Source organism: Solibacillus faecavium, from assembly GCF_014836905.1.
GTDB classification, from domain to species: Bacteria; Bacillota; Bacilli; order Bacillales_A; family Planococcaceae; genus Solibacillus; species Solibacillus faecavium.
The window spans coordinates 109288-131947 of the sequence record NZ_JACSPZ010000003.1; the positions used below are offsets into that span (position 1 = coordinate 109288).

Below are 22660 nucleotides of genomic sequence, written 5' to 3' on the forward strand. Positions count from 1 at the left end.
AAGGTGGGGTTATGTAATGGAGTTAATACAAATCCTTGTTGATATTTGGATTATAGGTGGATGATTGTATTTAGGTTAAATTTTCATAATAAAATATAAAGGAGAGATTTAATAATGTATAGTAAAAATTTGAAGAAGATTGTTGCTTTGATGATGATGTCGTTTGTATTGTTGACTGGTGGAGTTGGGAATTCTTTTGCACAAGGGCCTACATATGATGAAAATGGATTTACTGAAAAGGACATTCAAATTAGTGAAGTAATAATGGAACACTTAGTATTCGATGAAAAGACAAAATTATTTACCTTAGTAAATGAAAATGAGTTAGGGAAAAAGTTGCAAGTAATATCTTCTGATGTTAGTTTAAGTGAAATAAAAAAAGATATCGATAATATAAATAATGCCATTGAAGATTTGGAAGTAGAAGCTGAAGGTGAGCTCGAATATGGTACTTATGCTAGTATGTGTGAAATCGCATTAGGTGTGCTAGGGTTATACCATGGTGTTCAAACTCAGGCAGCTATGTATATTTTAGGTGTAGCAAGTACACCTGCTTTAATTGCTGTTACAGCACTTACTGGAGCTATTTGGGTGGGAGGATCATTAATGTGTTAATAGGAGGTTGAACTAATTGGTTACAAAATACTTGGATCGTTACGCAATTTCGGTAAGTCTATTAGTATTGTTATTAATCCTTTCTCTAGTATTTACTGGCTTTTTTACTAGTAATGTAATGCCATATGCTTTTGCAGCTACTGTATTAGCTGGGACTAGCTTTTTCTTTGAATACTTATTCAACAAAGCTGGAAATGAAAGGCAAGAGAAAGGCAAGAAAATGTATTTTTATGTTATTCCAGCAAATATGATTATTTTTGTGGGTATTGTTTTACTCTTATTTAATTAATATTTTACAGCTTAATCCCTTTCTAAATTGGGGTTAAGCTGTTTTTTGTCATTAAAAAAGCTGGCTGTAAAGAACCTTAATGATTCTTTAAGCCAGCTGAAAGCAGATTATCCTGCTTTTATTACTTACGATGTTCTACAAGGTCAATTGCTCCTAATACAATATGGGCAAGGCCGAAACCGAAAATGGTATTGGCAAGCATCTTGTTTGTACCGATTTTTTGTTTCATTGCATACCCCGTTGCAGTTACAGCTGATCCAAGTACAGTCGGAATTAAACCTTCACGAATATTTTTCATAAAAGCCCCTCCTTCATCGTAGTAGGTGATACAACACCATTATTAGTGTTTGTTCGTTTAGGGAAGTATATTCTTTAATTTTTGCAAGTAAATATTGGATATCCGCAAAAAAAATGTATTATTATTAATTCAAAGCCAATAATTAATGGAAGAATTAATCGTATACTTTATTGGGGATTAGTTAGGCATATTTTTAGCTTGCTGTGCCTGCCCATACATATTGAGCATCGTATTCATATCCTGCTGCGAAAGTTGTGGTACTTGATAATACCCTTTTTTGTTTTGGTACAAAGAGATTTCGTAGGCCATCTCGATGCAGTTTGGTACAGAGTCCTGCAGTACACGACGTACAACTGGGTTTGTACACTCTAAAGCTGCAGCCGTTTTTCCTGCTGCTCCTGCTTTATGACAGCTTAGCATGAAGCTTGAAATGATATCGTCATTAATTTCGTTAGCAGAAGTAATTGGTTTTTTAGGCTCGCCTGGTTTTATACCGTAATTTGTATCATTGCCGATTTGCATATTGTAGCTGCGAGTTGGGTGCTTTGGATCGTGTCCTGTTTTGTAGGCTTCCATTGTAAGATTGTATTCATCAAGCATAAATGGGTATTGTCGATCCATAATAGATAGTAGCTCTGGGTCTTGAATTTGGTCACGTAATAAAACGTATTGATTTAATCCGCCGATCATAGCGCCTAGTACTTCATGAACATCCAGTAATTCATGAGCACCATGATTCATTGAAAATGGCATTTGGTTATCTTGTGATTGGGATGATTGGGTAAACATTCAGTAACCTCCATAATAAGAATTTCGTACGCTCTTATTGTGGATGTGAACATAAATTTTATACGCACTTTTTTAGAAAGAGGGGATGAGACAAAATGTATTCTAAAAATGAAAGAGGCAGTGCTGGTTTAATTACGGTCATTGCCATCATTGTAGTGATTGTCATTGCGGCAATGATCGTCGTACCGAAATACAACAATTTAGTGAGTGGGGAAGAAACGGTGGATGCAGCATGGGCGCAAGTGGAAAACCAGCTGCAGCGTCGATTTGATTTAGTACCGAACTTAGTGAATACCGTAAAAGGTTATGCGAAGCAGGAAGAGGAGATTTTTACTCAAATTGCCAATGCACGTACACAATATGGCAATGCCAATACAGTTGGTGAGGCAGCAGAAGCGAACAATGATTTATCTTCGGCATTATCCCGATTATTAGTAGTCATTGAGAATTACCCGACTTTAAAATCCGATGTGCAGTTTACACGTTTAATGGATGAGCTGGCAGGGACAGAAAATCGTTTGGCGGTAGCGCGTAAGGATTATAATGATACGGTTCAGCAATTCAATAATACTGTGCGTCGATTCCCAGGAAACTTAATCGCGGGCATGTTCAGCTTTGAGCAAAAAGATTACTTTGAAATTAAAGAAGGTGTGGAAGAAGCACCGGCTGTCGATTTTGATTAATAGAGGCGAAATTTCCAAAAAGGGGGGTTGCGTATGAGATGGATTGTCTCGCTTTTCATATTGTTCCTAGCTGTACCGCTTCAGGTGATGGCCGCTATACCGGAGAAGCCGGCTTATAATTCCTACGTTTATGATTATGCGAATGTACTATCTGATGATGTGGAACAACAGCTGATTCAGTCCGCAAAAGCATTGGAAGGTTCAACTGGCAATGTAATCGTCATGATGACCATTGATACGATCGGTGGAATGGATGCGTATGAATTCGGAACGGAAACGATTCGGCAATGGGGAATCGGTGGTGCGAACGAGAATAACGGGATGCTGATTTTCGCTACGACTGAGCAAGGTCCAGGGGAAAATGATGTATGGATTACGGTCGGCGGCGGCTTAGAGGGTGATTACCCGGACGGCAAACTCGGCAGTATGATTGATGAATATATGTTTCCTTATTTAATGAATGGGGATTATACGAGTGCTTTTGCGAATATTTTCTCTGTTTTTTATGAGGAAATGGGTGGTGAAGCAGGTGGGGCTGATTTAGTGAAGCCTGTTTCATCGGGTGATGATGACGGCATTTCCATTGGCTTTATTATTTTTATTATTATTCTTTACTACCTCATTACGAAGTTTGGCGGTGGCGGTGGTCCAGGTGGACGTAGACGTACTGCTCGACGTGTATACCGTAGCGGCGGATTCCCTGGTGCATTTGGCGGCGGTTTCGGCGGTAGAGGTGGCGGCTCTTCTGGCGGTGGATTTGGTGGTTTCGGCGGTGGCGGATCATTCGGCGGCGGGGCTGGCAGGAAGTTTTAGGTTTTAGGATGGGCATCTTACTCTTAAGGGGGTGAGGTGCTTTTTTTGTGGTGTGGTGTGCGGCAGGCGGTGGAGGTTTTCTAATAAATGTCCGGGATGTTCTAATATGTTTTGCGATTGTTCTAATAAAATGTTGATTTGCTAATAAAAGGGTCGGATGTTCAAATAAGTGAGGTTCGTTTGCTAATAAGTGTTATGAAAGTGCTAATATGTTGCAAAGATTTTCTAATAAAAGCTTTCCCCATTTCTATTCTCCCCGGCTATAATATAAAAAAGGGAGGAAATACCATGATTATTAAATTTTATTCTAAACCGGACTGTGAGCTTTGCGTGGAAGGGCTACATACGTTGAAAATAGTTCAGGAAGATATCGACTTTACAATTGAGCACTATAATATTGAGGAAGATGATGCAGTGCATGAAAAATATATGCTAATGATTCCCGTCGTTGAGCAGGATGGGGAAGTTATTCAATATGGACAGCTTGATTATGCAACGTTATATGAGGCGCTCGGAGATTGATGCGGGTGCCTTACTTTTGTTGAAAGTCATAATTCCGACAAGTATATAAGTTGCAAAACAATATTATGCATTTTATAATAAAGACAGAAATTATTTTTTTTGCTCTAAGTGGGACTAGAAAATAATATGCGGGACATAATTTGTCCAATATAGTTGAGTAGGTGGTTTTTTGACTGATGTTTCGTTTTTTGCAGCAGAGCGCAAACTAATGCCTGAAATCGATAAGCTCTTTCAAAAGAGGTTTCGAGTATTGCAGGCTTTAGCAACATTCGGGCCAATTGGTAGGCGTGCTTTAGTCGAGCAGCTTCAGATGACAGAGCGTGATATTCGTAATGAAACAACCGTCCTCAGTGAGCAGCAATTGATCTCGATTCAGAAAAAGGGCATGATTTGTATGCCAAAAGGGTATGAAGTATTAGAACAGCTTTCCGAATTACATCGGGAGTTGTCAGGTATTGTGGCGATGGAACAACAGCTTAAAGAAATGTTCGGGATTGCACGCGTTATTATTGTGACGGGTGATGCGGACCAGGATATGACTGTAAAGCAACAGCTCGGTAAAGAAGCGGCACAGATGTTACAGCAACTCGCTAAAGGTAAAGATCAGATAGCTGTGACTGGCGGTAGCAGTGTGGCCTCGATGAAAGAGTATTTAACAGCGAACACGGTGCTCAGTGATGCGAATTTTATTGCAGCACGAGGCGGTATGGGTGACGAGATGACGTTCCAGGCGAATACGGTTGTTTCTAAGTTTGCCAAAAGATGTGGTGCAAAATATCGTACTTTATTTTTACCGGAGCATTTAAGTGAGCAGGCTTATGAAGCGATGAAGGATGAGCCAATCATTAAAGAAATGATTGAACTGTATGAGCAGGTGGATATTGTCGTTCATGGCATTGGAGCCGCTCAGGAAATGGCACTTCGTCGCAATAGCACATACGAGGAGCAGCAGCTGCTTGAACAAAAGGGAGCCGTTGCAGAAGCGTTTGGCTATTATTTCAATAAAAATGGCGATATTGTTCATCATTTACGTACAATCGGGATTCAGCTTGAGCATGTAAATAAGGCGCAACATGTCATTGCGATTGCTGCAGGTAGTAACAAGGCAGTTGCAATTCAGGCTTATTTTAAAAATGCAGTAAAGCAGACGATTTTAATTACGGATGAGCAAACCGCAAATACAATTCTAGAAAGATAAGTTGTTTTTAAAAGTATGTCCATTACACATACTGTTTAAATAATAAATATATTGGAGGAATTTCACATGGTATTACAATTAGCAATTAATGGATTTGGTCGAATCGGACGTTTAGTATTCCGTGAAGCAATGAAGCACGAGGAATTTGAAGTTGTTGCAGTAAATGATTTAACAGATGCCGGACAGCTTGCACACTTATTGAAGTATGACTCAGTACATGGTGTGTACGATGCAGATGTTCAGGCGGAAGGTGATGCATTTATCGTAAACGGCAAACGCATTCAAGTGTATTCAGAAAAAGATCCTGCAAAATTACCATGGGGCGAAATTGGTGTAGATGTTGTTTTAGAATGTACGGGTAGATGGCGTTCAATGGAAGAAGTAGAGAAGCATATTCAAGCCGGGGCGAAAAAAGCGATTCTTTCAGCACCAGCAAAAGGCGATATGCCAACTTATGTTATGGGCGTAAACCATACGGATTATGACCCATCACAGGATGTTATCTCGAACGCTTCTTGTACGACAAACTGTTTAGCACCGCTTGCAAAAGTATTGGATGAACAATTCGGTATTAAGCGCGGTATGATGACGACAATTCACTCGTATACAAATGACCAGCGTATCCTTGACTTCCCGCACTCAGACCCACGTCGTGCACGTGCTGGCGCGGTATCAATGATTCCGACAACTACAGGTGCAGCAGTAGCAGTATCGAAAGTATTGCCACAATTAAAAGGCAAACTAGACGGCTTCTCAATGCGTGTTCCGACACCAAACGTATCTTGTGTGGATTTAGTTGTGGAGCTTGATAAAGACGTAACAGCTGATTCAATCAATGCGGCATTAAAAGAGGCTTCAGAGGGCGACTTAAAAGGAATTCTTGCGTACAATGAATTGCCACTAGTATCGATCGACTATAACGGCAATCCGGCATCATCAACAATCGATGGCTTATCGACAATGGTAATGGAAAACCGTATGGCAAAAGTAGTCGCTTGGTATGATAATGAAATTGGGTATTCTACTCGATTAATGGATCTAGCGTTATATATCGCTGAGCAAGGAATCGACAAAAACTAATTGTGACATACTTTTTAAAGAATGAAGAAAATATGTGACATATTAATTAGAATTTGACATAAAAAGTATAGCCTTTAAAAGGTAGAAACCTTATAATGTATAAGGGTAAAAGAGCGGCAGGGAATTACCCGACCGCTCTTTTTTTTGAATATAAGAAAATTGGGTACATACATATTGTTTAGGGATTTAAGCGCAAAGATTCATCTTCGTCATAAATAATCGCGAATACGAGGGAAATCAGAGGCGACACAAGACAGCATTATTGAAGTTTGATACTATTTTAACTAACGAGTATACTATCCACACAATAATTTCACGATTGAATTTAAAGGAGGATTTTCTTTATGTTTTTAAAGAAGTCAATGAATGATGTAGATGTAAAAGGGAAGCGCGTATTTGTACGTGTTGATTTTAATGTGCCAATGGAAGATGGCAAAATTACGGATGAAACGCGTATTCGTGCAGCTGTTCCAACAATTGAGCAATTAGTGAGTGCAGGGGCAAAAGTTATTTTAGCTTCACACCTTGGTCGTCCAAAAGGTGAAGTGAATGAAGATATGCGTTTGACAGCAGTAGGTGAACGTCTTTCTGAATTAATGGGCAAGCCTGTTACGAAGCTTGATGAATCAATTGGTACAGATGTAGAAGCAGCGGTAAACAATATGCAAGACGGCGACATCATTCTTCTTGAAAACGTACGCTTCCATAAAGGCGAAGAGAAAAACGACGAGACATTGGCAAAAGAGTTTGCAAAATTAGCGGACCTTTACGTAAATGATGCATTTGGTGCAGCTCACCGTGCACACGCTTCAACAGAAGGTATTGCAAAGCATGTACCAGCTGTATCAGGTTTATTAATGGAAAAAGAATTAGACGTATTAGGGAAAGCTTTATCAAATCCGGAGCGTCCATTCACAGCGATTATTGGTGGCGCAAAAGTTAAAGATAAAATCGGTGTAATTGAAAACTTATTAGATAAAGTAGACCACCTCATTATCGGTGGCGGCTTAGTATTCACATTCGTAAAAGCAATGGGGCATGATATCGGGAAGTCATTGCTAGAAGAAGATAAAATCGAGTTGGCAAAAGGCTTTATCGAAAAAGCAAAAGAAAAAGGCGTTCAGCTGCACATGCCAGTTGATGCAGTCGTAGCAAACGAATTTTCAAAAGATGCTGACACTAAAGTAGTTGCAATCGATGCGATTCCTTCTGACTGGATGGGACTTGATATCGGACCGAAAACAGCCGAAAACTATGCAGAAGTTATTAAACAATCAAAATTAATTATTTGGAATGGACCAATGGGTGTGTTCGAAATGGAGAAATTTGCAAATGGTACAAAAACAGTAGCAGATGCAATGGCAACAACAGATGGCTACACAATTATCGGTGGCGGTGATTCAGCTGCAGCGGTAGAAAAATTTGAAGTAGCATCTAAAATGGACCATATTTCAACAGGCGGCGGTGCTTCATTAGAGTTAATGGAGGGTAAGGAATTACCGGGTATTGTTGCGTTAAACGATAAATAATTTATAGAGTAATTATTTGTGTCAACACTGACTCAAAGCGTCCGTCGTAGCGGAAAACAGTAAGTGTTAATGAACAAAATAATTAAAAACGGAGGGTTTTGTATGAGAAAACCGATCATAGCAGGAAACTGGAAAATGTATAAAACATTTGATGAGGCAGTGGACTTTGTGGAAGAGATTCAGCAAGACATCCCATCCCCTGATAAAGTGGATGCAGTCATTTGTGCACCAGCCCTATATTTACCGACGCTTGTCGTAGCATCAGAAGATTCAAGCCTGGCAATTGGCGCACAAAATATGCATTACGAAAATGAAGGGGCATTTACAGGTGAGATCAGTCCTGTGATGCTTGCCAATATTAATGTAGATTACGTTATTTTAGGGCATTCAGAGCGACGTGAAATGTTTAACGAAACAGATGAAGCGATTAACAAAAAAATTCGAGCAGCGCTTAGTCAAGGAATTGTACCGATTATTTGCTGTGGTGAAACGTTAGAAGAGCGTGAAGCGGAACAGACAGAGGCAAAGGTAGCACGACAAATTACAAAGGCGCTGGAAGGCTTTGCACCGATTGAGGTTGAACATATGGTCATTGCTTATGAGCCAATCTGGGCAATTGGAACAGGTAAAACGGCTACGGCTCAAGATGCTAATGTTGTATGCTGTGCAATTCGTTTAGCGATCGAAACGTTATATGGCAAAGATACTGCTAGAAAAGTACGTATTCAATACGGTGGCAGCGTAAAGCCTGAAAATATTAAAGAGTTATTAGCGCAAGAACATATTGATGGTGCCTTAGTAGGTGGAGCGAGCTTAGATCCGGCATCATTTATGAAGTTATTGGAGGCGGCAGCAAATGCCTAAACAACCTGTTGCATTAATTATTTTGGACGGCTTTGCTTTTCGTGATGAAGTAAAGGGAAATGCCGTTGCCCAAGCATATAAACCGAATTTCGATCGCTACTGGAATGTTTACCCGCACGCTACATTAACAGCGAGCGGGGAGGCTGTAGGTCTGCCAGAGGGCCAAATGGGGAACTCTGAAGTAGGTCACTTAAACATCGGTGCAGGGCGCATAGTTTATCAAAATCTTACACGTATCCATAAATCGATTCGTGAAGGTGATTTTTTCAGAAATAAAGCATTTTTAGCTGCTGTTGAACATGCAAAGGCTCATGGTTCAAAGCTGCATTTAATGGGGCTGCTTTCAGATGGTGGCGTACATAGTCACTATGAGCATCTGTTTGCCTTATTGAAATTAGCGAAGGCAAATAATCTGGAGGAAGTATATGTCCATGGCTTCCTCGATGGTCGTGATGTTGGTCCAACGACAGCGCTTAACTATATTCTTGAAACGGAAAAGCAGATGACGGAAATCGGTGTTGGGAAGTTTGCCTCGATTCATGGCCGCTACTATGCAATGGACCGAGATCGTCGCTGGGAGCGTGTCGCTTTGACATATAATGCCTTAGTCGATGGAGTTGGACAGACTGCTTCTTCTGCTACTGCTGGTGTAGAGTCTTCGTATGAGCGCGATCTTCATGATGAGTTCGTTGTTCCGTTTGTTGTGACAGAAGAAGGTAAGCCGGTCGCTACAATTGATACGAATGATGCGGTAATCTTTTTCAACTTCCGTCCGGACCGTGCGATTCAATTGTCGCAAGTGTTTACAAGTGAAAATTGTGATGGCATTCCGTTATCACAAAACCATCCACAAAACTTAAAATTTGTTTCTTTCACACATTATAGTGAAGATGTCGTATCTGAAGTTGCCTATGAGAATGACAACCTTGTAAAAACACTTGGTGAGGTCATTTCAAGAGCAGGCAAAACACAGCTACGCATTGCGGAAACGGAAAAGTATCCGCATGTCACGTTCTTTATGAGTGGAGGTCGTGAAGTTACATTTGTAGGGGAAGAGCGTATTTTAATCGCTTCTCCGAAAGTAGCGACATACGATTTGAAGCCTGAAATGAGTGCTTATGAAGTGACAGATGCTTTATTGAATGCCATTGCAGAGGATAAATTTGATGCCATTATTTTAAATTTTGCCAATCCAGATATGGTAGGGCATTCAGGCATGCTGGAGCCAACGATTAAAGCGATTGAAGCGGTCGATGAGTGCTTAGGTAAAATCGTCGATGCGATCGCAGAAAAAGGAGGCCATGCGATTATTACTGCAGACCATGGCAACTCGGATGAAGTTGTGACATTGGATAATCAGCCGATGACAGCCCATACGACAAACCCAGTGCCGGTCATTGTGACAAAGCCTGGTGTGATGCTTTATGAAGATGGGATTTTAGCAGATTTAGCACCTACTATGCTGGATTTGCTTGGAATTGACCAACCTGCCGAAATGACAGGGAAATCGTTAGTTATGCCAAGCGAGAAGTAAATCGCGCGGTTAATTATATCGCTTGTCATTGTGCAAGCACCTAATAAATTTATTGACAGAGGAGATTTTTTATTATGCCATTCATTACTCAAGTATACGCTCGTGAAGTATTAGACTCTCGCGGTAACCCAACAGTAGAGGTAGAAGTATTCACAGAATCAGGTGCATTTGGTCGTGCGATCGTGCCATCTGGTGCATCAACTGGTGAATATGAAGCAGTGGAATTACGTGACGGAGATAAAGGCCGCTACTTAGGTAAAGGTGTTGAAAAAGCGGTAGAAAACGTAAACACAATTATCGCTGAAGAATTAGAAGGTCAATATTCTGTATTGGACCAAGTTGTAATCGACCAAGCGTTAATCGAACTTGACGGAACAGACAACAAAGGTAAATTAGGTGCAAACGCAATTTTAGGTGTTTCTATGGCTGTAGCACATGCAGCAGCTGATTACTTAGATATTCCTTTATATCAATATTTAGGTGGATTCAATTCAAAACAATTACCATTGCCAATGATGAACATCATCAACGGTGGTGAACATGCAGACAACAACGTAGACATTCAGGAATTCATGGTAATGCCAGTAGGTGCGAAATCATTTAAAGAAGCATTACGTATGGGTACTGAAGTTTTCCATAACTTAAAAGCAGTTTTAAAAGGTAAAGGCTACAACACAGCAGTAGGTGACGAAGGTGGTTTCGCGCCAAATTTAAGCTCAAACGAAGAAGCGATCACTGTTATTATTGAAGCAGTTGAAAAAGCTGGCTACAAAATGGGCGATGATATCCGTATCGCGCTTGACGTAGCTTCTTCTGAGCTTTACAACAAAGAAACAGGCAAATACGTTTTAGCTGGTGAAGGCGTAGAAAAAACTTCTGAAGAAATGGTTGCTTGGTACGAGGAGTTAACTTCTAAATACCCAATCATCTCAATTGAAGACGGCTTAGACGAAAATGACTGGGCTGGCCATAAGCTATTAACAGAGCGTATCGGTGACCGCGTACAATTAGTAGGTGACGATCTGTTCGTAACAAATACTGAAAAATTATCTCGTGGTATTGAAGAGGGTGTTGGCAATGCGATTTTAATTAAAGTAAACCAAATCGGTACTTTAACTGAAACGTTTGAAGCGATTGAAATGGCGAAACGCGCTGGCTATACGGCAGTAATTTCTCACCGTTCAGGCGAATCAGAAGACAACACAATTGCTGATATTGCAGTTGCAACAAATGCGGGTCAAATTAAAACGGGCGCACCATCTCGTACAGACCGCGTTGCGAAGTACAACCAATTATTACGCATTGAAGATCAATTAGGCGACACTAGCCGTTTTGAAGGGTTAAAGTCTTTCTATAATATTAAATAATGAATTGATTTAAAGAGAGCTCCCGGACATTTTCGGGAGCTCTTCCTGTTTTAATATAAAAAATCGGTTAATTTCTAAAACCTAATTGAAGGGATATTTCTTTAGCAGTTTGAATTAGTTTTTCAGCTAATTCTGATTGAATCCACTCTAAACTAATACGACTACTAGGACCAGAAACACTAAAACTAGCAATGATTTGACCCGAAAAATCATAAATGGGTACTGCGATACAACGAATTCCTTCTTCGTTTTCAATATTATCTAATGAATAGCCTTGTCTCCGAATTTGAAATATTTCATCAATAAATTCGCTAGGTGTTACTATTGTATTTGGCGTTTTTTTTATAAATTCAATTCTACTTGTAATATCATGAACTTCCTCATCTGTTTTACCAGATAAAATCATTTTACCAACCCCTGTACAATATAACGGTGCACGGCTACCGATTCTTGATGACATATGTATTGTTTGGTTGCTTTCAATTTTATCGATGTAAACTACTTCCTCATGTTCTTCCACACATAAATGGATAGTTTCGTTAATATCTGCTACCAGATTTTGGAAATATGGTTTAGCAGTAGAGATTAAACTTGAAGTGTTTAATAAATTCCGTGATAAATACAAAGCTCGATATCCAATTGTATAGCGCTCCGTATCCATGTCTTGTTTGACATATTTAAGTTCAATCAAAGTTGAAAGTAAACGATGAACAGTACTTTTTGAAAGCCCTGTTTCCTTGGCTAATTTAGTAATTTGCATACCATGGGGGTGTCCAGACAAGTGCTCTAAAATAATAAAAGCGCGTTCAATTGATTGTACAGTAGCCAATGATAATCCACCTTTCTATAAATTACATATAACTAATATCATATTCGAAATTGTTTTCCTTTGTAAACTTTATACTAATTCAATAATTTCGCAAATAATATTCAGAATAAAAAATTTATCTTGAAAATTCTAAAAATAATAATATAATTAAGATATATTTGGAACATAGTTCTACATTGTGGAACAAATGAAAGCGTTTACTAAATTTCGAGGAGGATTTAATAGTGAAAATTCTTTATGCACACCATCCGGAAGATTTTAAACAATATACAACCGAAAAATTACGTGAACAATTTATGCTTGAAACAGTTTTTGTAAGTGATGAAGCAAATTTTGTTTATAGCCACGTGGATCGTATTATTTATGGCGGAGTTATGCCGGTAGAAAAGCGTGTAACACTGGATGCGGGGAAAGAGTTAGCAGCAGAATATTTTTTAGAGCGTCGAGAAATGGGAGTTATTAACATAGGGGGTCCTGGTCGTATTAAATGCGATGAGGAAATTTATGAAATCAATAATAAAGAAGCACTTTATATAAGTCGAGGGACTCGTGACTTGGTATTTGAATCGAGTGATCCGCAAAATCCAGCAAAATTCTATGTGAATTGCTGTCCTGCCCATAAATCATACCCTACGACAAAAATTGGATTCGAAAAAGCAATTAAGCGTCCAATGGGTACATCTGAAAATATGAATAAACGTGTTATTAATCAATTTATTCACCCGGATGTATTAGAAACTTGTCAATTAAGTATGGGAATGACTGTGCTTGAAGAAGGTAGCGGATGGAATACGATGCCATGTCATACGCACGAACGTCGAATGGAAGTCTACTTTTACTTCGATATGGAGGAAGACACGCGTGTATTCCACTTAATGGGTCAGCCGAATGAAACTCGTCATTTAGTCGTGGCAAATGAACAAGCCGTTTTATCGCCTAGCTGGTCTATTCATTCTGGTATTGGCACGAAAAACTACACATTTATTTGGGGAATGTGTGGAGAGAATTTGGATTTTGATGATATGGACCATGTTGCAATGAAAGATTTGAGATAAGGAGGTAGACATGATGAAAGTAATTATTTCTGATTGTGATCACGCAAGTCTTGAAATTGAACAATCCATATTTAATGAAGCCAATATAGAATTCGAGCTTCAACAAAATAAAACAGAAGAAGATATCATTCAAAATTGCCAACAAGCAGTTGTTATTGTTAATCAATATGCACCTTTTACAGAAAAAGTTTTAGCGAAGTTGCCCGATTTAAAGCTACTTATTCGCTATGGCGTGGGTGTAAATAATATTGACCTAGAAGCAGCAACAAAATATGGTGTACAAGTTTGCAACGTGCCAGATTACGGGACACATGAGGTTGCAGACCATGCCTTGGCATTAATGTTAGCGCTTACTCGGAAAATTCCACTTATGAATAATCGAGTGAAAACTGGAAATTGGGATTATCAAAAAAGTATTCCAATTTATAGGCATAGAGAGCAAACGGTAGGCGTAATTGGTCTAGGGAGAATCGGAAGTGCTTTTGCGCAAAAAGTGAACGGGCTTGGAATGAAGGTAATTGCGTTTGATCCCTCTAAACAACAAAAAGCATTGGCTGAAGATTTACAGTTTATAGAGTTTACATCGTTTGATGAATTAATTCGAACGTCAGATGTGGTTTCAATCCACTGTCCTTCAGACAACACGTATCATATGTTTAATAAGGAAGTATTTAAAGCAATGCAACCGCACAGCTATTTAATCAATGTTTCTAGGGGTGGAATTATTGATGAAACATCATTATATGAAGCTATTGTAAATGGCGAAATTGCTGGTGCTGGTTTGGATGTTAGTGAGACGGAACCAATTGGCCCAAATTCAAAATTGCTTCAACTAGATGAGGTAATATGTACACCTCATATGGCTTGGTATTCTGAAGAAGCAGCACAAGAATTAAAAAGAAAAGTTGCACAGGAAGCAGTTAGATATTTGGAAGGACAATTTGTTCAGTATCCAGTCAATTCTATAAATTAATTAAAAGGGGATAGGGAAAATGTCGAAATCTATAAAAAAGTTTTGGATGTTGAGTATGTTTGTTTTAATTTTATCAGTATTAGCTGCTTGTGGTGATAGTGAAGGCTCAGGTAGTGTGCCAGTAAGTGGAGAATCCGGTAAGACAGAAGTGTTAAAATTAGCGTTCAATCAACCAGAAAATCACCCACAGTATAAAGCAATGAAGGAATTCGGTGAGAAATTTAATGAGCGTACGAATGGTGCCTATTCTGTAGAAATTTTCCCAAATGAATTATTAGGCGCGCAACGTGAAACAATTGAGCTTGTTCAAACTGGAACAATTGCAATGTCTCTTGTAGCAGGTAGTTTATTGGAAAACTTTAACGAAGACTTCTCAGTATTCAATTTACCATACGTTTTTGATTCTGCAGAACACCAAATGGCCGTATTAAATAATCAGGAAGTTGTGGGTGATTTATACGATTCATTGAAAGACCAAGGATTATTTGTCGCTGGGGCATTCCACTCGGGTGTACGTAACGTTTATAACAAGGAAAAACCAATCAACACACCAGAAGATTTAAAAGGTATGAAAATCCGAATTATTGAATCTGATACAAATATTCAAATGATGACTCAAATGGGTGGTACAGGTACACCAATGGGACAAGGTGAAGTATATACAGCGATCCAATCAGGAGTAATTGAGGGTGGAGAAAATAACGAATTAATTTACTCAAACTTAAAACATGCAGAAATCGCACCATATTTCTCTTACACAAAACATTTAATGTTCCCGGATTATTTACTAGTAAACTCTAAATTATTTGATGGTATGTCGGAAGAACACCAACAAATTTTTAAAGAAGAACTTTTAGTAGCAATTGATAAAGAAGTTGTAATGTGGGATAAAGATGTGAAAAAAGCAATTGCAGATGCTGAAGCAGCAGGAGCAGTTTTCAATGATGCAGACGTAGATGCTTTCCGTGAAGCAACAAAACCGGTTGTTGAATCAAAATTAGTAAGTGAAAATGCGAAAGCTTTATATGAGAAAGTTCAAGCAGCAAGAACACAATAATAGGTGGTGGCTTGATTGGAATCAATTAAGAAAATATTAGATAAAGTACTCTCAACAATATGCGTCATATTATTTGGCGCATTAGTTGTACTTGTTACTTGGCAGGTAATTACGCGATTTATTTTGAACAATCCAAGTGCTTTTTCTGAAGAATTGGCCAAATATTGTTTTGTTTGGTTAGTTATGTTTGGTGCAGCATTTGTATTTGGCGAAAATGGTCATATGCGTATTGAATTTATTCAAGACAGTATGCCTAAAAAGTTGCGTATTGCTTCTCAATTATTTATTGAAGTTAGTATTATTGCTTTTTCTGCGCTCGTATTAATTTCAGGTGGATTGACAACAACAAAAATTGCATGGACACAAATGTCGGCAGCATTAAATGTACCAGTCGGCTATTTATATGCAGTTATGCCGGTCAGTGGGGGTTTCATTATCTTTTACTGTATATACAATATTTATGTCATCGCAAAAACAAAAAAACCATTGGAAATCGTATAGGGATATGGTGGGGGGAAATTAATTATGGGGACAGCAGGGGTTGCTGGATTAATACTATTGCTTGGCGTCGCATTTTTCTTAATTATTGGAGCACCTATCAGTATTAGTGTTGGTATTGCTTCTGTACTTGCGATGTTTTCGATATTAGGTCCTGAAAATGCACTACAAACATCGGCGCAGCGTATGTTTACAGGGATGAATTCATTTACATTATTAGCAATTCCATTTTTCATATTAGCAGGTGTCATTATGAATAACGGTGGAATTGCGATGCGGCTAGTAAACTGCGCAAAAGTATTAGCAGGTCGTATGCCTGGATCACTGGCACAAACAAATGTATTAGCAAATATGATGTTCGGTTCAATCTCTGGTTCAGCAGTAGCTGCTGCAGCTGCAGTTGGATCTACTATGGCACCGTTGCAGGAAAAAGAAGGTTACGACAAATCCTTTAGTGCTGCAGTAAATATAGCTTCCGCACCAACAGGTATGTTGATTCCACCGAGTAATACGCTAATTGTCTTTTCCTTAGTAAGTGGTGGAACTTCGATTGCTGCTTTATTTATGGCAGGTTATATACCTGGCATTTTATGGGGGCTAGGCTGTATGATTGTTGCTTTTTTTATGGCAAAAAGAAAAGGATACAAGAGCGATGAAAAGGTACCGTTTAAGGTTGCACTAAAGGTATTTATAGATGCAATTCCAAGTTTACTATTAATCGTAATCGTTATTGGCGGAATTATTAGGGGAGCATTTACAGCGACAGAAGGTTCAGCAATCGCAGTTGTTTATGCACTTGTTCTTTCTTTCATATACCGAACTATCAAAGTTAAAGAATTACCACGTATTTTACTAGAATCAACTCGTACGACAGCAATCGTAATTTTCTTAATTGGTGTATCAACAATTATGTCATGGGTAATGGCCTTTACGGGAATTCCTCAACTAATTGCAGATGCATTATTAGGATTTACTGATAATATGATTGTGATTTTAATCATTATGAATATCGTACTTTTAATCGTAGGAACATTTATGGATCCAACACCAGCAATTTTGATTTTCACACCAATTTTCCTGCCAATCGTTTTACAATTTGGTATGGACCCAGTGCACTTTGGAATTATGGTTGTATTCAACTTAAGTATAGGTACAATCACTCCCCCAGTAGGACCGGTATTATTTGTGGGGGCTCGAGTTGCGAAACTGAAAATTGAACAAGTAATTAAACCGTTAATCCCATTCTTCGGAATTACAGTAGCAGTATTATTATTAGTAACATATATTCCAGCACTTTCACTGTGGTTACCAACTTTATTAGGGTTTATTAAGTAATGATGGAGGGGGTGTCTAGTGTGTTACAAGAGACAGCCCCTTATTTTATAATGGGGGATATTTTATGAAAGCAATCGTCTATGCAAACCCGCAAAACGTGGAATATCGTGAAGTGGAAAAGCCTGAGGTCCAAGAAGGCTATGTGTTATTAAAAAATGCTTATGCAGGAATTTGTGGAACAGATTTAAACATTTTTGCAGGAACACATCCAAGAGCGAAAGCACCATTAATACTTGGGCATGAATTTTCAGCAACAGTAGCGAGTCATCATCCAAAATATCTAATCGGTACAAAAGTAACGGTGAATCCATTACTTAGCTGTAGTATATGTATGCCTTGTCTTTCAGGGCAATCTCATGTATGTGATGATTTAAAACTTGTAGGTATTGATGTGGATGGTGGAATGGCAGAGTACGTAGTGGTACATGAAGATCAGTTGATTGTATTGCCAGAAGCTTTATCTTTAAAAACCGGAGCTTTAGCAGAACCTGTGGCAGTTGCAGTACATGCAGTAAGAAAATCAAAGTTTTTAGTTGGCGATCGAGCAGTTGTGTACGGTGCAGGAACAATCGGCTTATGCGTAGCTTTAACATTACGTGCTTATGGAGCTTCTGAAGTGGTTGTTATTGAAAATAATGAACTGCGGTTAAGAAAAGCGGAGGAGCTGGGTTTTCAAACACTAAACCCTGCTAAAGATAATGTGGAAGCTGTGATCGACCAGTTAACTAATCAATCAGGAATAGATTATGTATTTGATTGCGCCGGACATCCTGCAGTATTGGCGCAGGTGACTCAAATTGCAAAAGTACAAGGTACGGTTGTAATTGTGGCGGGTTATAAAAAACCAACAGAGCTAAATTTGCTACAAGGAATGTTTAAAGAATTAACAATGCAATTTGTTCGTGTTTATACGAAGAGGGATATTGAACTTGCATTAGATTTGCTCGTGAAAAATAAAGAATTTGATGAAATCATTACACATACATTACATGCTGAACAAGCCAAAGAAGGATTCAACTTATTAACTACACCTACAGATGCCATTAAGGTGTTATATGCATTTGGGGAGGTAAATAATGAAAACGAATCTGTTTAGTTTAGTAGGGAAGAATGCGGTAGTTACTGGTGGCAACCGGGGGCTAGGTAAAGAAATTGCCATTGGACTTGCCAGTGCTGGAGCAAATGTTGCTGTTATTTCACGTACAGAATGTCCGGAAATTGTGAAGGAAATCGAAGTTTACGGTGTAAAATCCGTATCGATACCATTTGATATATCAAACATAGCCGAGCATCAACAATTATTTGAACAGGTCACTTCCCGATTAGGTGAAATTGATATTTTAGTAAATAATGCAGGCGTACAAAAGCGTCATCCAGCTGTTGAATTTCCGCAAGAAGATTGGGAATTCGTGATGAATGTGAATGCAAATGCTGTTTTTAGTTTATGTAAAATATTCGGGAAACCTATGCTTGCGCGCAGTTCAGGAAAAATTATTAACATGGCTTCACTATTATCTTTCCAAGGTGGATTAACAGTACCCGCATACGCCGCAAGTAAGGGGGCAGTTATGCAATTTACAAAGTCATTAGCTAATGAATGGGCATCTAAAGGTGTCAATGTAAACTGTATTGCACCAGGCTATATGGCGACAGATATGAATGAGGCCTTGATGAATGATGTGGTTCGGAGTCGTCAAATTATGGAGCGTATCCCTGCCAATCGTTGGGGGAACGGAAAAGATATGCAAGGGGCTGCAATCTTTTTAGCATCGGAGGCATCGAATTATATTCACGGTTTTACTATCGCAGTGGATGGTGGTTGGTTAGGCCGATAAGGAGGATGTAATGTGGCGAATAATAAAGCGTATTTGGTCTTAATTATGGTCATGTTTATTTGGGGCTTAAATTTACCCGCAATAAAGTATTTAACAACGCAAGCCTCGCCAATCTCTATGACGTCCATCCGTATTTTCGTTGCAGCCATCGTGGTTTTTATAATATTAAAAGTGATAGGAATAATTCGTCCATTAACGAAAAAAGAGTGGAGTTTCGTACTTATAGGATCCTTATTAAATGTAGCGATTCACCATTCATTAATGGCAATTGGTGTTAGTATGACGACAGGTGCAAATGCCAGCTTAATCATCGGTACAGGTCCAATGTTAACAGCTGTATTAGGTTCCTTGCTTTTGAAAAATTTACCTACCCCTATTCAATGGTTTGGTTTTGGGATAGGGATGACCGGAATTTGTATAACTGTTCTGTTTTCTGGTGGGGAAGTATCCGCACTTTCTTTAGGAGATTTGATTGTATTTTTATCAGTCTTCTCACAAGTTTTTAGCTTTATTATTATCTCAAAAGCTTCAAATACAATTGATCCAAGACTTTTGACAGCATATATGTTTTTAGTAGGGTCGATTTTTTTAGGAATTACAGGAATGATATTCGAGCCGAATGGGTTTAAAGACATCCCTTATACAAATACAATATTTTGGGTCGTGCTTATTATTTCAGGGGCACTCGCAACAGCTGTAGGACATATGCTTTACAACAATACAATTCCGCAAGTTGGGGCAGCGAAAGCAGCCATTTTCATAAATTTTAATACACTTTTCGCATTAATTGGATCGGCACTTATCTTAGGAGAACCAATTACTTATGCGCATTGGATAGGATTAGTATTAATTGTCATCGGAGTACTCTTTGGTTCCGGATCATTCGAATACTATATAAATAGAAAGGAAGTCGAAAAAAAATGAGTTTTCAATTTGATTATTTTTCTTTAAAAGGTAAAACGGCATTAGTAACAGGGGCACGTACTGGAATTGGACAAGCAATTGCCCTAGGATTAGCATCTGCAGGAGCACATGTCTTATTAGTTGGACATCAAGATAATATGGAAGGTACCCAATCTCAAATTACAGAATTAGGTGGTACATTTGAAACATTTTTAATGGATTTAAGTGATATCACAACACTTCGAGAGAAAGTACAGTCAATTTTAGAAAAAAATAGAGTTGATATTTTAGTCAATAATGCTGGGATTATTCATCGTGAGCCAGCAGCAGAGCATGCGGATACTGAATGGCACCGTGTCATGAATGTAAATATTCATGCGGTATTTACTTTATGTCAAGAAATCGGTAATCAAATGATTACTAATGGCGGCGGGAAAATTGTAAATATTGCGTCATTACTATCATTCCAGGGAGGTATTAATGTACCTGGATATACAACGAGTAAACATGCTGTAGCTGGTTTAACTAAGGCATTAGCTAATGAGTGGGCTGGTAAGAATGTTCAAGTTAATGCTATTGCACCTGGATACATCTCTACAAATAATACAGAAGCTTTACGTAATGACGAATCACGAAATAAATCGATTTTAGAGAGAATTCCTGCTGGGCGTTGGGGACAAGGTGAAGACATTGCGGGAGCAGCAGTATTTTTAGCATCAAAAGCTTCTGACTATGTATCAGGTCATGTATTAGTTGTGGATGGTGGCTGGATGGGTCGCTAATTTTAAGACGGGTGAGGGAGAAGTATGGACATTATTACAATAGGGGATGGCATGATTACTTTTGATCCGATATCAAAAGGACCACTGCGTTTCGTTCATCAATTCGAACGGAAAATTGGCGGAGCGGAGTTAAATGTGATGATCGGTTGCGCCCGTCTAGGTGCAAAAGCAGGTTGGATTAGCCGACTTGGAAATGATGAATTTGGGCGTCATATCTTGAATACCGTTCGTGGGGAAGGCATTGATATTTCAGAAGTAAAATTGATGGAAAACTACTCCACTTCGTTAAATTTTAAAGAAATTCAAGAATCAGGAGATAGTAAAACATTTTACTACCGGCAAAAATCACCAACAGAAACACTGACAATAGAAAGTTTACCTTTTGACTATATTAAAAAGGCCAAAATCCTTCATGTTTCAGGAGTGTTCCCGGCAATTACAGAGCAAAATCGTCAAGTGATTTTAAAAGCCATTCAATTTGCAAAAAAGTCTGGTGTGAAGGTGGCACTCGATCCGAATATTCGCTTAAAATTATGGTCGAAAGAGCAAGCAAGACAAACACTTACTCAGTATTTACCTTATGTAGACTATTTATTAACTGGTCGCGAGGAATTAGAAATTTTATTTGATACGAATGAGGATACTGAACTATTTGGACATATAGAGAATTATAATTTTGAGCATGTAATCGTAAAAGAGGGAGCAAAAGGGGCCTCTTATTATAAAAATAACAAGTGGAATGTAGTCACGGGTTTTCCTGTTAATAAAGTGGTTGATACAGTAGGCGCGGGTGATGGCTTTGGAGCAGCATTTTTATATGGGAAATTGCAAGGTTGGGATATTGAAAAGATTTTGCAAATTGCCAATGCAGTAGGAGCAATGGTTGTACAAGTGCAAGGGGATAATGAAGGGTTACCATATTTTGAAGAGGTTGAAATGTTTTTAGGAAAACGTGATTATATCGAGAGGTAGTTGGAAAATGATGTATAACGAATTGAAATCAGCAAAGTTAATCCCAGTTTTACGAAAAATTCCTTACGAAACGAGTCAAATATTAATTGAAACGCTCATTTTGGGAGGCGTTAAAGCAATTGAGATTACGATGGATACTAAAAACGCTCCCGAGATTATTAGAGAAGCACGTCAAAACTTTGGTGATCGAGTTATTGTTGGCGCCGGTACGGTACTGACTCTTGAAGAATGTATGCTAGCTCTCGATGCAGGTGCCCAATTCATCGTTTCACCCTCTTTAAATTTGGCAGTTGTTGAACATAGTCTGAAAAATGGCATAGCTGTCGTTCCAGGCGTATTTACACCGACCGAAATGCAAACGGCGTATAGTGCAGGCGCAGAAATGATTAAGTTATTTCCAGCTTCTGCACTTAGTCCAAGTTTCATTAAAGATGTCAAAGGTCCACTAAGTCATATCTCTATTATGACGACAGGGGGAATTACGATAAATAACGCAAAGACCTATTTAGAAGCAGGTGCCTCTACAGTAGGCGCGGGTAGTGACTTAATTAATAAAGAGATGGTTAAAAATGAGAAGTGGGCATTGCTTCAAAAAGAAACTGAGCGATGGGTTGAACTTTTATCATAATTGGATATGTAGTAATAATGCTTCCTTTAAACTCTATTAAGGTTTAAAGGGAGTTAATCCGCAGAAAAATACGCTAGATAAAATTTCTGTCCCACTGGGCATCATTTTATTTATAGTTTTTGTAATATTGTATTTTGTAAATTAGTAGCCATTGTGCTGCTTTTTTTATTGCATAAAAAGAAGGGACTTCATCGAACCGTTGATTTGCATTT

At 38.6% G+C, this 22660-nt stretch carries 25 protein-coding genes; 22 read left to right on the forward strand and 3 right to left on the reverse strand.

All coding sequences use genetic code 11. The features are described 5' to 3' along the window. The first annotated feature begins 114 nt into the window (after nucleotides 1-114). Together H9635_RS07450 and H9635_RS07455 are read left to right on the forward strand one after the other, a co-directional pair. The gene (locus H9635_RS07450) at nucleotides 115-615 is read left to right on the forward strand and encodes a hypothetical protein (protein WP_191699563.1); all 501 of its coding nucleotides are present in this window, start codon (nucleotides 115-117) and stop codon (nucleotides 613-615) included. Nucleotides 616-631: 16 nt separating this feature from the next. Further along, nucleotides 632-904 carry a hypothetical protein gene (locus H9635_RS07455; protein ID WP_191699564.1) on the forward strand — a complete coding sequence of 91 codons (273 nt, stop codon included), beginning with the start codon at nucleotides 632-634 and terminating at the stop codon, nucleotides 902-904. Between the two features lie 121 nt (nucleotides 905-1025). On the opposite strand, the gene H9635_RS07460 is transcribed toward H9635_RS07455, so the two are convergent. Both H9635_RS07460 and H9635_RS07465 read right to left on the reverse strand, forming a co-directional pair. After that, nucleotides 1026-1202 (reverse strand): hypothetical protein, encoded by a 177-nt coding sequence (locus tag H9635_RS07460; protein WP_008406370.1) that lies wholly within the window; start codon nucleotides 1200-1202, stop codon nucleotides 1026-1028. Between the two features lie 177 nt (nucleotides 1203-1379). Further along, a complete protein-coding gene (locus tag H9635_RS07465) occupies nucleotides 1380-1991 on the reverse strand; it encodes a spore coat protein (RefSeq protein ID WP_191699565.1) in 612 nt (203 codons plus the stop codon). A gap of 95 nt (nucleotides 1992-2086) precedes the next feature. Between H9635_RS07465 and H9635_RS07470 the strand changes: the two genes are divergently transcribed. The 9 genes from H9635_RS07470 (at nucleotide 2087) to eno (ending at nucleotide 11581) form a co-directional block, all read left to right on the forward strand. Beyond that, the gene (locus tag H9635_RS07470) at nucleotides 2087-2674 is read left to right on the forward strand and encodes a LemA family protein (RefSeq protein WP_191699566.1); all 588 of its coding nucleotides are present in this window, start codon (nucleotides 2087-2089) and stop codon (nucleotides 2672-2674) included. Nucleotides 2675-2707: 33 nt separating this feature from the next. Then, nucleotides 2708-3487, forward strand: a complete 780-nt coding sequence (locus tag H9635_RS07475) for a TPM domain-containing protein (protein WP_191699567.1) — start codon at nucleotides 2708-2710, stop codon at nucleotides 3485-3487. 288 nt (nucleotides 3488-3775) lie between these two features. Next, complete coding sequence (locus H9635_RS07480; protein ID WP_191699568.1) at nucleotides 3776-4009, forward strand: glutaredoxin family protein; 234 nt, start codon at nucleotides 3776-3778, stop codon at nucleotides 4007-4009. 169 nt (nucleotides 4010-4178) lie between these two features. Continuing rightward, entirely contained in the window at nucleotides 4179-5207 is a 1029-nt protein-coding gene (locus H9635_RS07485; protein WP_225231184.1) for a sugar-binding transcriptional regulator, read from the forward strand. A gap of 66 nt (nucleotides 5208-5273) precedes the next feature. Continuing rightward, nucleotides 5274-6287 carry a type I glyceraldehyde-3-phosphate dehydrogenase gene (gap, locus tag H9635_RS07490; protein ID WP_191699569.1) on the forward strand — a complete coding sequence of 338 codons (1014 nt, stop codon included), beginning with the start codon at nucleotides 5274-5276 and terminating at the stop codon, nucleotides 6285-6287. Nucleotides 6288-6631: 344 nt separating this feature from the next. Then, a complete protein-coding gene (locus tag H9635_RS07495; protein ID WP_191699570.1) occupies nucleotides 6632-7816 on the forward strand; it encodes a phosphoglycerate kinase in 1185 nt (394 codons plus the stop codon). Nucleotides 7817-7918: 102 nt separating this feature from the next. After that, the gene (gene tpiA, locus H9635_RS07500; protein ID WP_191699571.1) at nucleotides 7919-8680 is read left to right on the forward strand and encodes a triose-phosphate isomerase; all 762 of its coding nucleotides are present in this window, start codon (nucleotides 7919-7921) and stop codon (nucleotides 8678-8680) included. Next, a complete protein-coding gene (gpmI, locus tag H9635_RS07505; RefSeq protein WP_191699572.1) occupies nucleotides 8673-10214 on the forward strand; it encodes a 2,3-bisphosphoglycerate-independent phosphoglycerate mutase in 1542 nt (513 codons plus the stop codon). Before tpiA ends, gpmI begins: the two co-directional genes overlap by 8 nt. Nucleotides 10215-10288: 74 nt before the next feature. After that, the gene (gene eno / locus H9635_RS07510; RefSeq protein WP_191699573.1) at nucleotides 10289-11581 is read left to right on the forward strand and encodes a phosphopyruvate hydratase; all 1293 of its coding nucleotides are present in this window, start codon (nucleotides 10289-10291) and stop codon (nucleotides 11579-11581) included. Between the two features lie 67 nt (nucleotides 11582-11648). Here eno and H9635_RS07515 read toward each other — a convergent pair whose 3' ends face one another. Next, a complete protein-coding gene (locus H9635_RS07515; RefSeq protein ID WP_191699574.1) occupies nucleotides 11649-12410 on the reverse strand; it encodes an IclR family transcriptional regulator in 762 nt (253 codons plus the stop codon). A 224-nt stretch (nucleotides 12411-12634) separates the two neighbouring features. On the opposite strand from H9635_RS07515, the gene kduI reads away from it, so the two are divergent. The 11 genes from kduI to H9635_RS07570 all read left to right on the forward strand — a co-directional run bounded on the left by kduI (nucleotide 12635) and on the right by H9635_RS07570 (nucleotide 22448). Then, complete coding sequence (gene kduI / locus H9635_RS07520; protein WP_191699575.1) at nucleotides 12635-13465, forward strand: 5-dehydro-4-deoxy-D-glucuronate isomerase; 831 nt, start codon at nucleotides 12635-12637, stop codon at nucleotides 13463-13465. Between the two features lie 10 nt (nucleotides 13466-13475). Continuing rightward, the gene (locus tag H9635_RS07525) at nucleotides 13476-14438 is read left to right on the forward strand and encodes a C-terminal binding protein (protein ID WP_225231185.1); all 963 of its coding nucleotides are present in this window, start codon (nucleotides 13476-13478) and stop codon (nucleotides 14436-14438) included. Nucleotides 14439-14457: 19 nt separating this feature from the next. Continuing rightward, nucleotides 14458-15495 carry a TRAP transporter substrate-binding protein gene (locus tag H9635_RS07530; RefSeq protein ID WP_225231186.1) on the forward strand — a complete coding sequence of 346 codons (1038 nt, stop codon included), beginning with the start codon at nucleotides 14458-14460 and terminating at the stop codon, nucleotides 15493-15495. A 15-nt stretch (nucleotides 15496-15510) separates the two neighbouring features. Next, nucleotides 15511-15996, forward strand: coding sequence for a TRAP transporter small permease (locus tag H9635_RS07535; protein WP_191699576.1), 486 nt, complete (start codon nucleotides 15511-15513; stop codon nucleotides 15994-15996). 24 nt (nucleotides 15997-16020) lie between these two features. Continuing rightward, nucleotides 16021-17328 (forward strand): TRAP transporter large permease, encoded by a 1308-nt coding sequence (locus tag H9635_RS07540; RefSeq protein ID WP_191699577.1) that lies wholly within the window; start codon nucleotides 16021-16023, stop codon nucleotides 17326-17328. A 64-nt stretch (nucleotides 17329-17392) separates the two neighbouring features. Beyond that, nucleotides 17393-18424, forward strand: a complete 1032-nt coding sequence (locus H9635_RS07545; RefSeq protein ID WP_191699578.1) for a zinc-dependent alcohol dehydrogenase — start codon at nucleotides 17393-17395, stop codon at nucleotides 18422-18424. Further along, entirely contained in the window at nucleotides 18405-19163 is a 759-nt protein-coding gene (locus tag H9635_RS07550; protein ID WP_191699579.1) for an SDR family NAD(P)-dependent oxidoreductase, read from the forward strand. Before H9635_RS07545 ends, H9635_RS07550 begins: the two co-directional genes overlap by 20 nt. Before the next feature lie 12 nt (nucleotides 19164-19175). Then, on the forward strand, nucleotides 19176-20087 hold the full coding sequence (locus tag H9635_RS07555; RefSeq protein WP_191699580.1) for a DMT family transporter: 912 nt from the start codon (nucleotides 19176-19178) through the stop codon (nucleotides 20085-20087). Next, nucleotides 20084-20848: a 2-dehydro-3-deoxy-D-gluconate 5-dehydrogenase KduD gene (gene kduD / locus H9635_RS07560; RefSeq protein ID WP_191699581.1), complete on the forward strand. Its 765-nt coding sequence runs from the start codon at nucleotides 20084-20086 to the stop codon at nucleotides 20846-20848. Before H9635_RS07555 ends, kduD begins: the two co-directional genes overlap by 4 nt. A 24-nt stretch (nucleotides 20849-20872) precedes the next feature. Then, nucleotides 20873-21820, forward strand: a complete 948-nt coding sequence (locus H9635_RS07565; protein ID WP_191699582.1) for a sugar kinase — start codon at nucleotides 20873-20875, stop codon at nucleotides 21818-21820. Nucleotides 21821-21830: 10 nt separating this feature from the next. Next, on the forward strand, nucleotides 21831-22448 hold the full coding sequence (locus H9635_RS07570) for a bifunctional 4-hydroxy-2-oxoglutarate aldolase/2-dehydro-3-deoxy-phosphogluconate aldolase (RefSeq protein ID WP_225231187.1): 618 nt from the start codon (nucleotides 21831-21833) through the stop codon (nucleotides 22446-22448). Nucleotides 22449-22660: the final 212 nt, after the last annotated feature.

Excerpts from the sequence above, each read along its gene's own strand:
- H9635_RS07450 (WP_191699563.1), top strand. The coding sequence starts at position 115 with ATGTATAGTAAAAATTTGAAGAAGATTGTTGCTTTGATGATGATGTCG.
- H9635_RS07460 (WP_008406370.1), bottom strand. The coding sequence starts at position 1,202 with ATGAAAAATATTCGTGAAGGTTTAATTCCGACTGTACTTGGATCAGCT.
- H9635_RS07465 (WP_191699565.1), bottom strand. The coding sequence starts at position 1,991 with ATGTTTACCCAATCATCCCAATCACAAGATAACCAAATGCCATTTTCA.
- H9635_RS07470 (WP_191699566.1), top strand. The coding sequence starts at position 2,087 with ATGTATTCTAAAAATGAAAGAGGCAGTGCTGGTTTAATTACGGTCATT.
- H9635_RS07475 (WP_191699567.1), top strand. The coding sequence starts at position 2,708 with ATGAGATGGATTGTCTCGCTTTTCATATTGTTCCTAGCTGTACCGCTT.
- H9635_RS07480 (WP_191699568.1), top strand. The coding sequence starts at position 3,776 with ATGATTATTAAATTTTATTCTAAACCGGACTGTGAGCTTTGCGTGGAA.
- gap (WP_191699569.1), top strand. The coding sequence starts at position 5,274 with ATGGTATTACAATTAGCAATTAATGGATTTGGTCGAATCGGACGTTTA.
- H9635_RS07495 (WP_191699570.1), top strand. The coding sequence starts at position 6,632 with ATGTTTTTAAAGAAGTCAATGAATGATGTAGATGTAAAAGGGAAGCGC.
- tpiA (WP_191699571.1), top strand. The coding sequence starts at position 7,919 with ATGAGAAAACCGATCATAGCAGGAAACTGGAAAATGTATAAAACATTT.
- gpmI (WP_191699572.1), top strand. The coding sequence starts at position 8,673 with ATGCCTAAACAACCTGTTGCATTAATTATTTTGGACGGCTTTGCTTTT.
- eno (WP_191699573.1), top strand. The coding sequence starts at position 10,289 with ATGCCATTCATTACTCAAGTATACGCTCGTGAAGTATTAGACTCTCGC.
- H9635_RS07525 (WP_225231185.1), top strand. The coding sequence starts at position 13,476 with ATGATGAAAGTAATTATTTCTGATTGTGATCACGCAAGTCTTGAAATT.
- H9635_RS07530 (WP_225231186.1), top strand. The coding sequence starts at position 14,458 with ATGTCGAAATCTATAAAAAAGTTTTGGATGTTGAGTATGTTTGTTTTA.
- H9635_RS07540 (WP_191699577.1), top strand. The coding sequence starts at position 16,021 with ATGGGGACAGCAGGGGTTGCTGGATTAATACTATTGCTTGGCGTCGCA.
- H9635_RS07545 (WP_191699578.1), top strand. The coding sequence starts at position 17,393 with ATGAAAGCAATCGTCTATGCAAACCCGCAAAACGTGGAATATCGTGAA.
- H9635_RS07550 (WP_191699579.1), top strand. The coding sequence starts at position 18,405 with ATGAAAACGAATCTGTTTAGTTTAGTAGGGAAGAATGCGGTAGTTACT.
- kduD (WP_191699581.1), top strand. The coding sequence starts at position 20,084 with ATGAGTTTTCAATTTGATTATTTTTCTTTAAAAGGTAAAACGGCATTA.
- H9635_RS07565 (WP_191699582.1), top strand. The coding sequence starts at position 20,873 with ATGGACATTATTACAATAGGGGATGGCATGATTACTTTTGATCCGATA.
- H9635_RS07570 (WP_225231187.1), top strand. The coding sequence starts at position 21,831 with ATGTATAACGAATTGAAATCAGCAAAGTTAATCCCAGTTTTACGAAAA.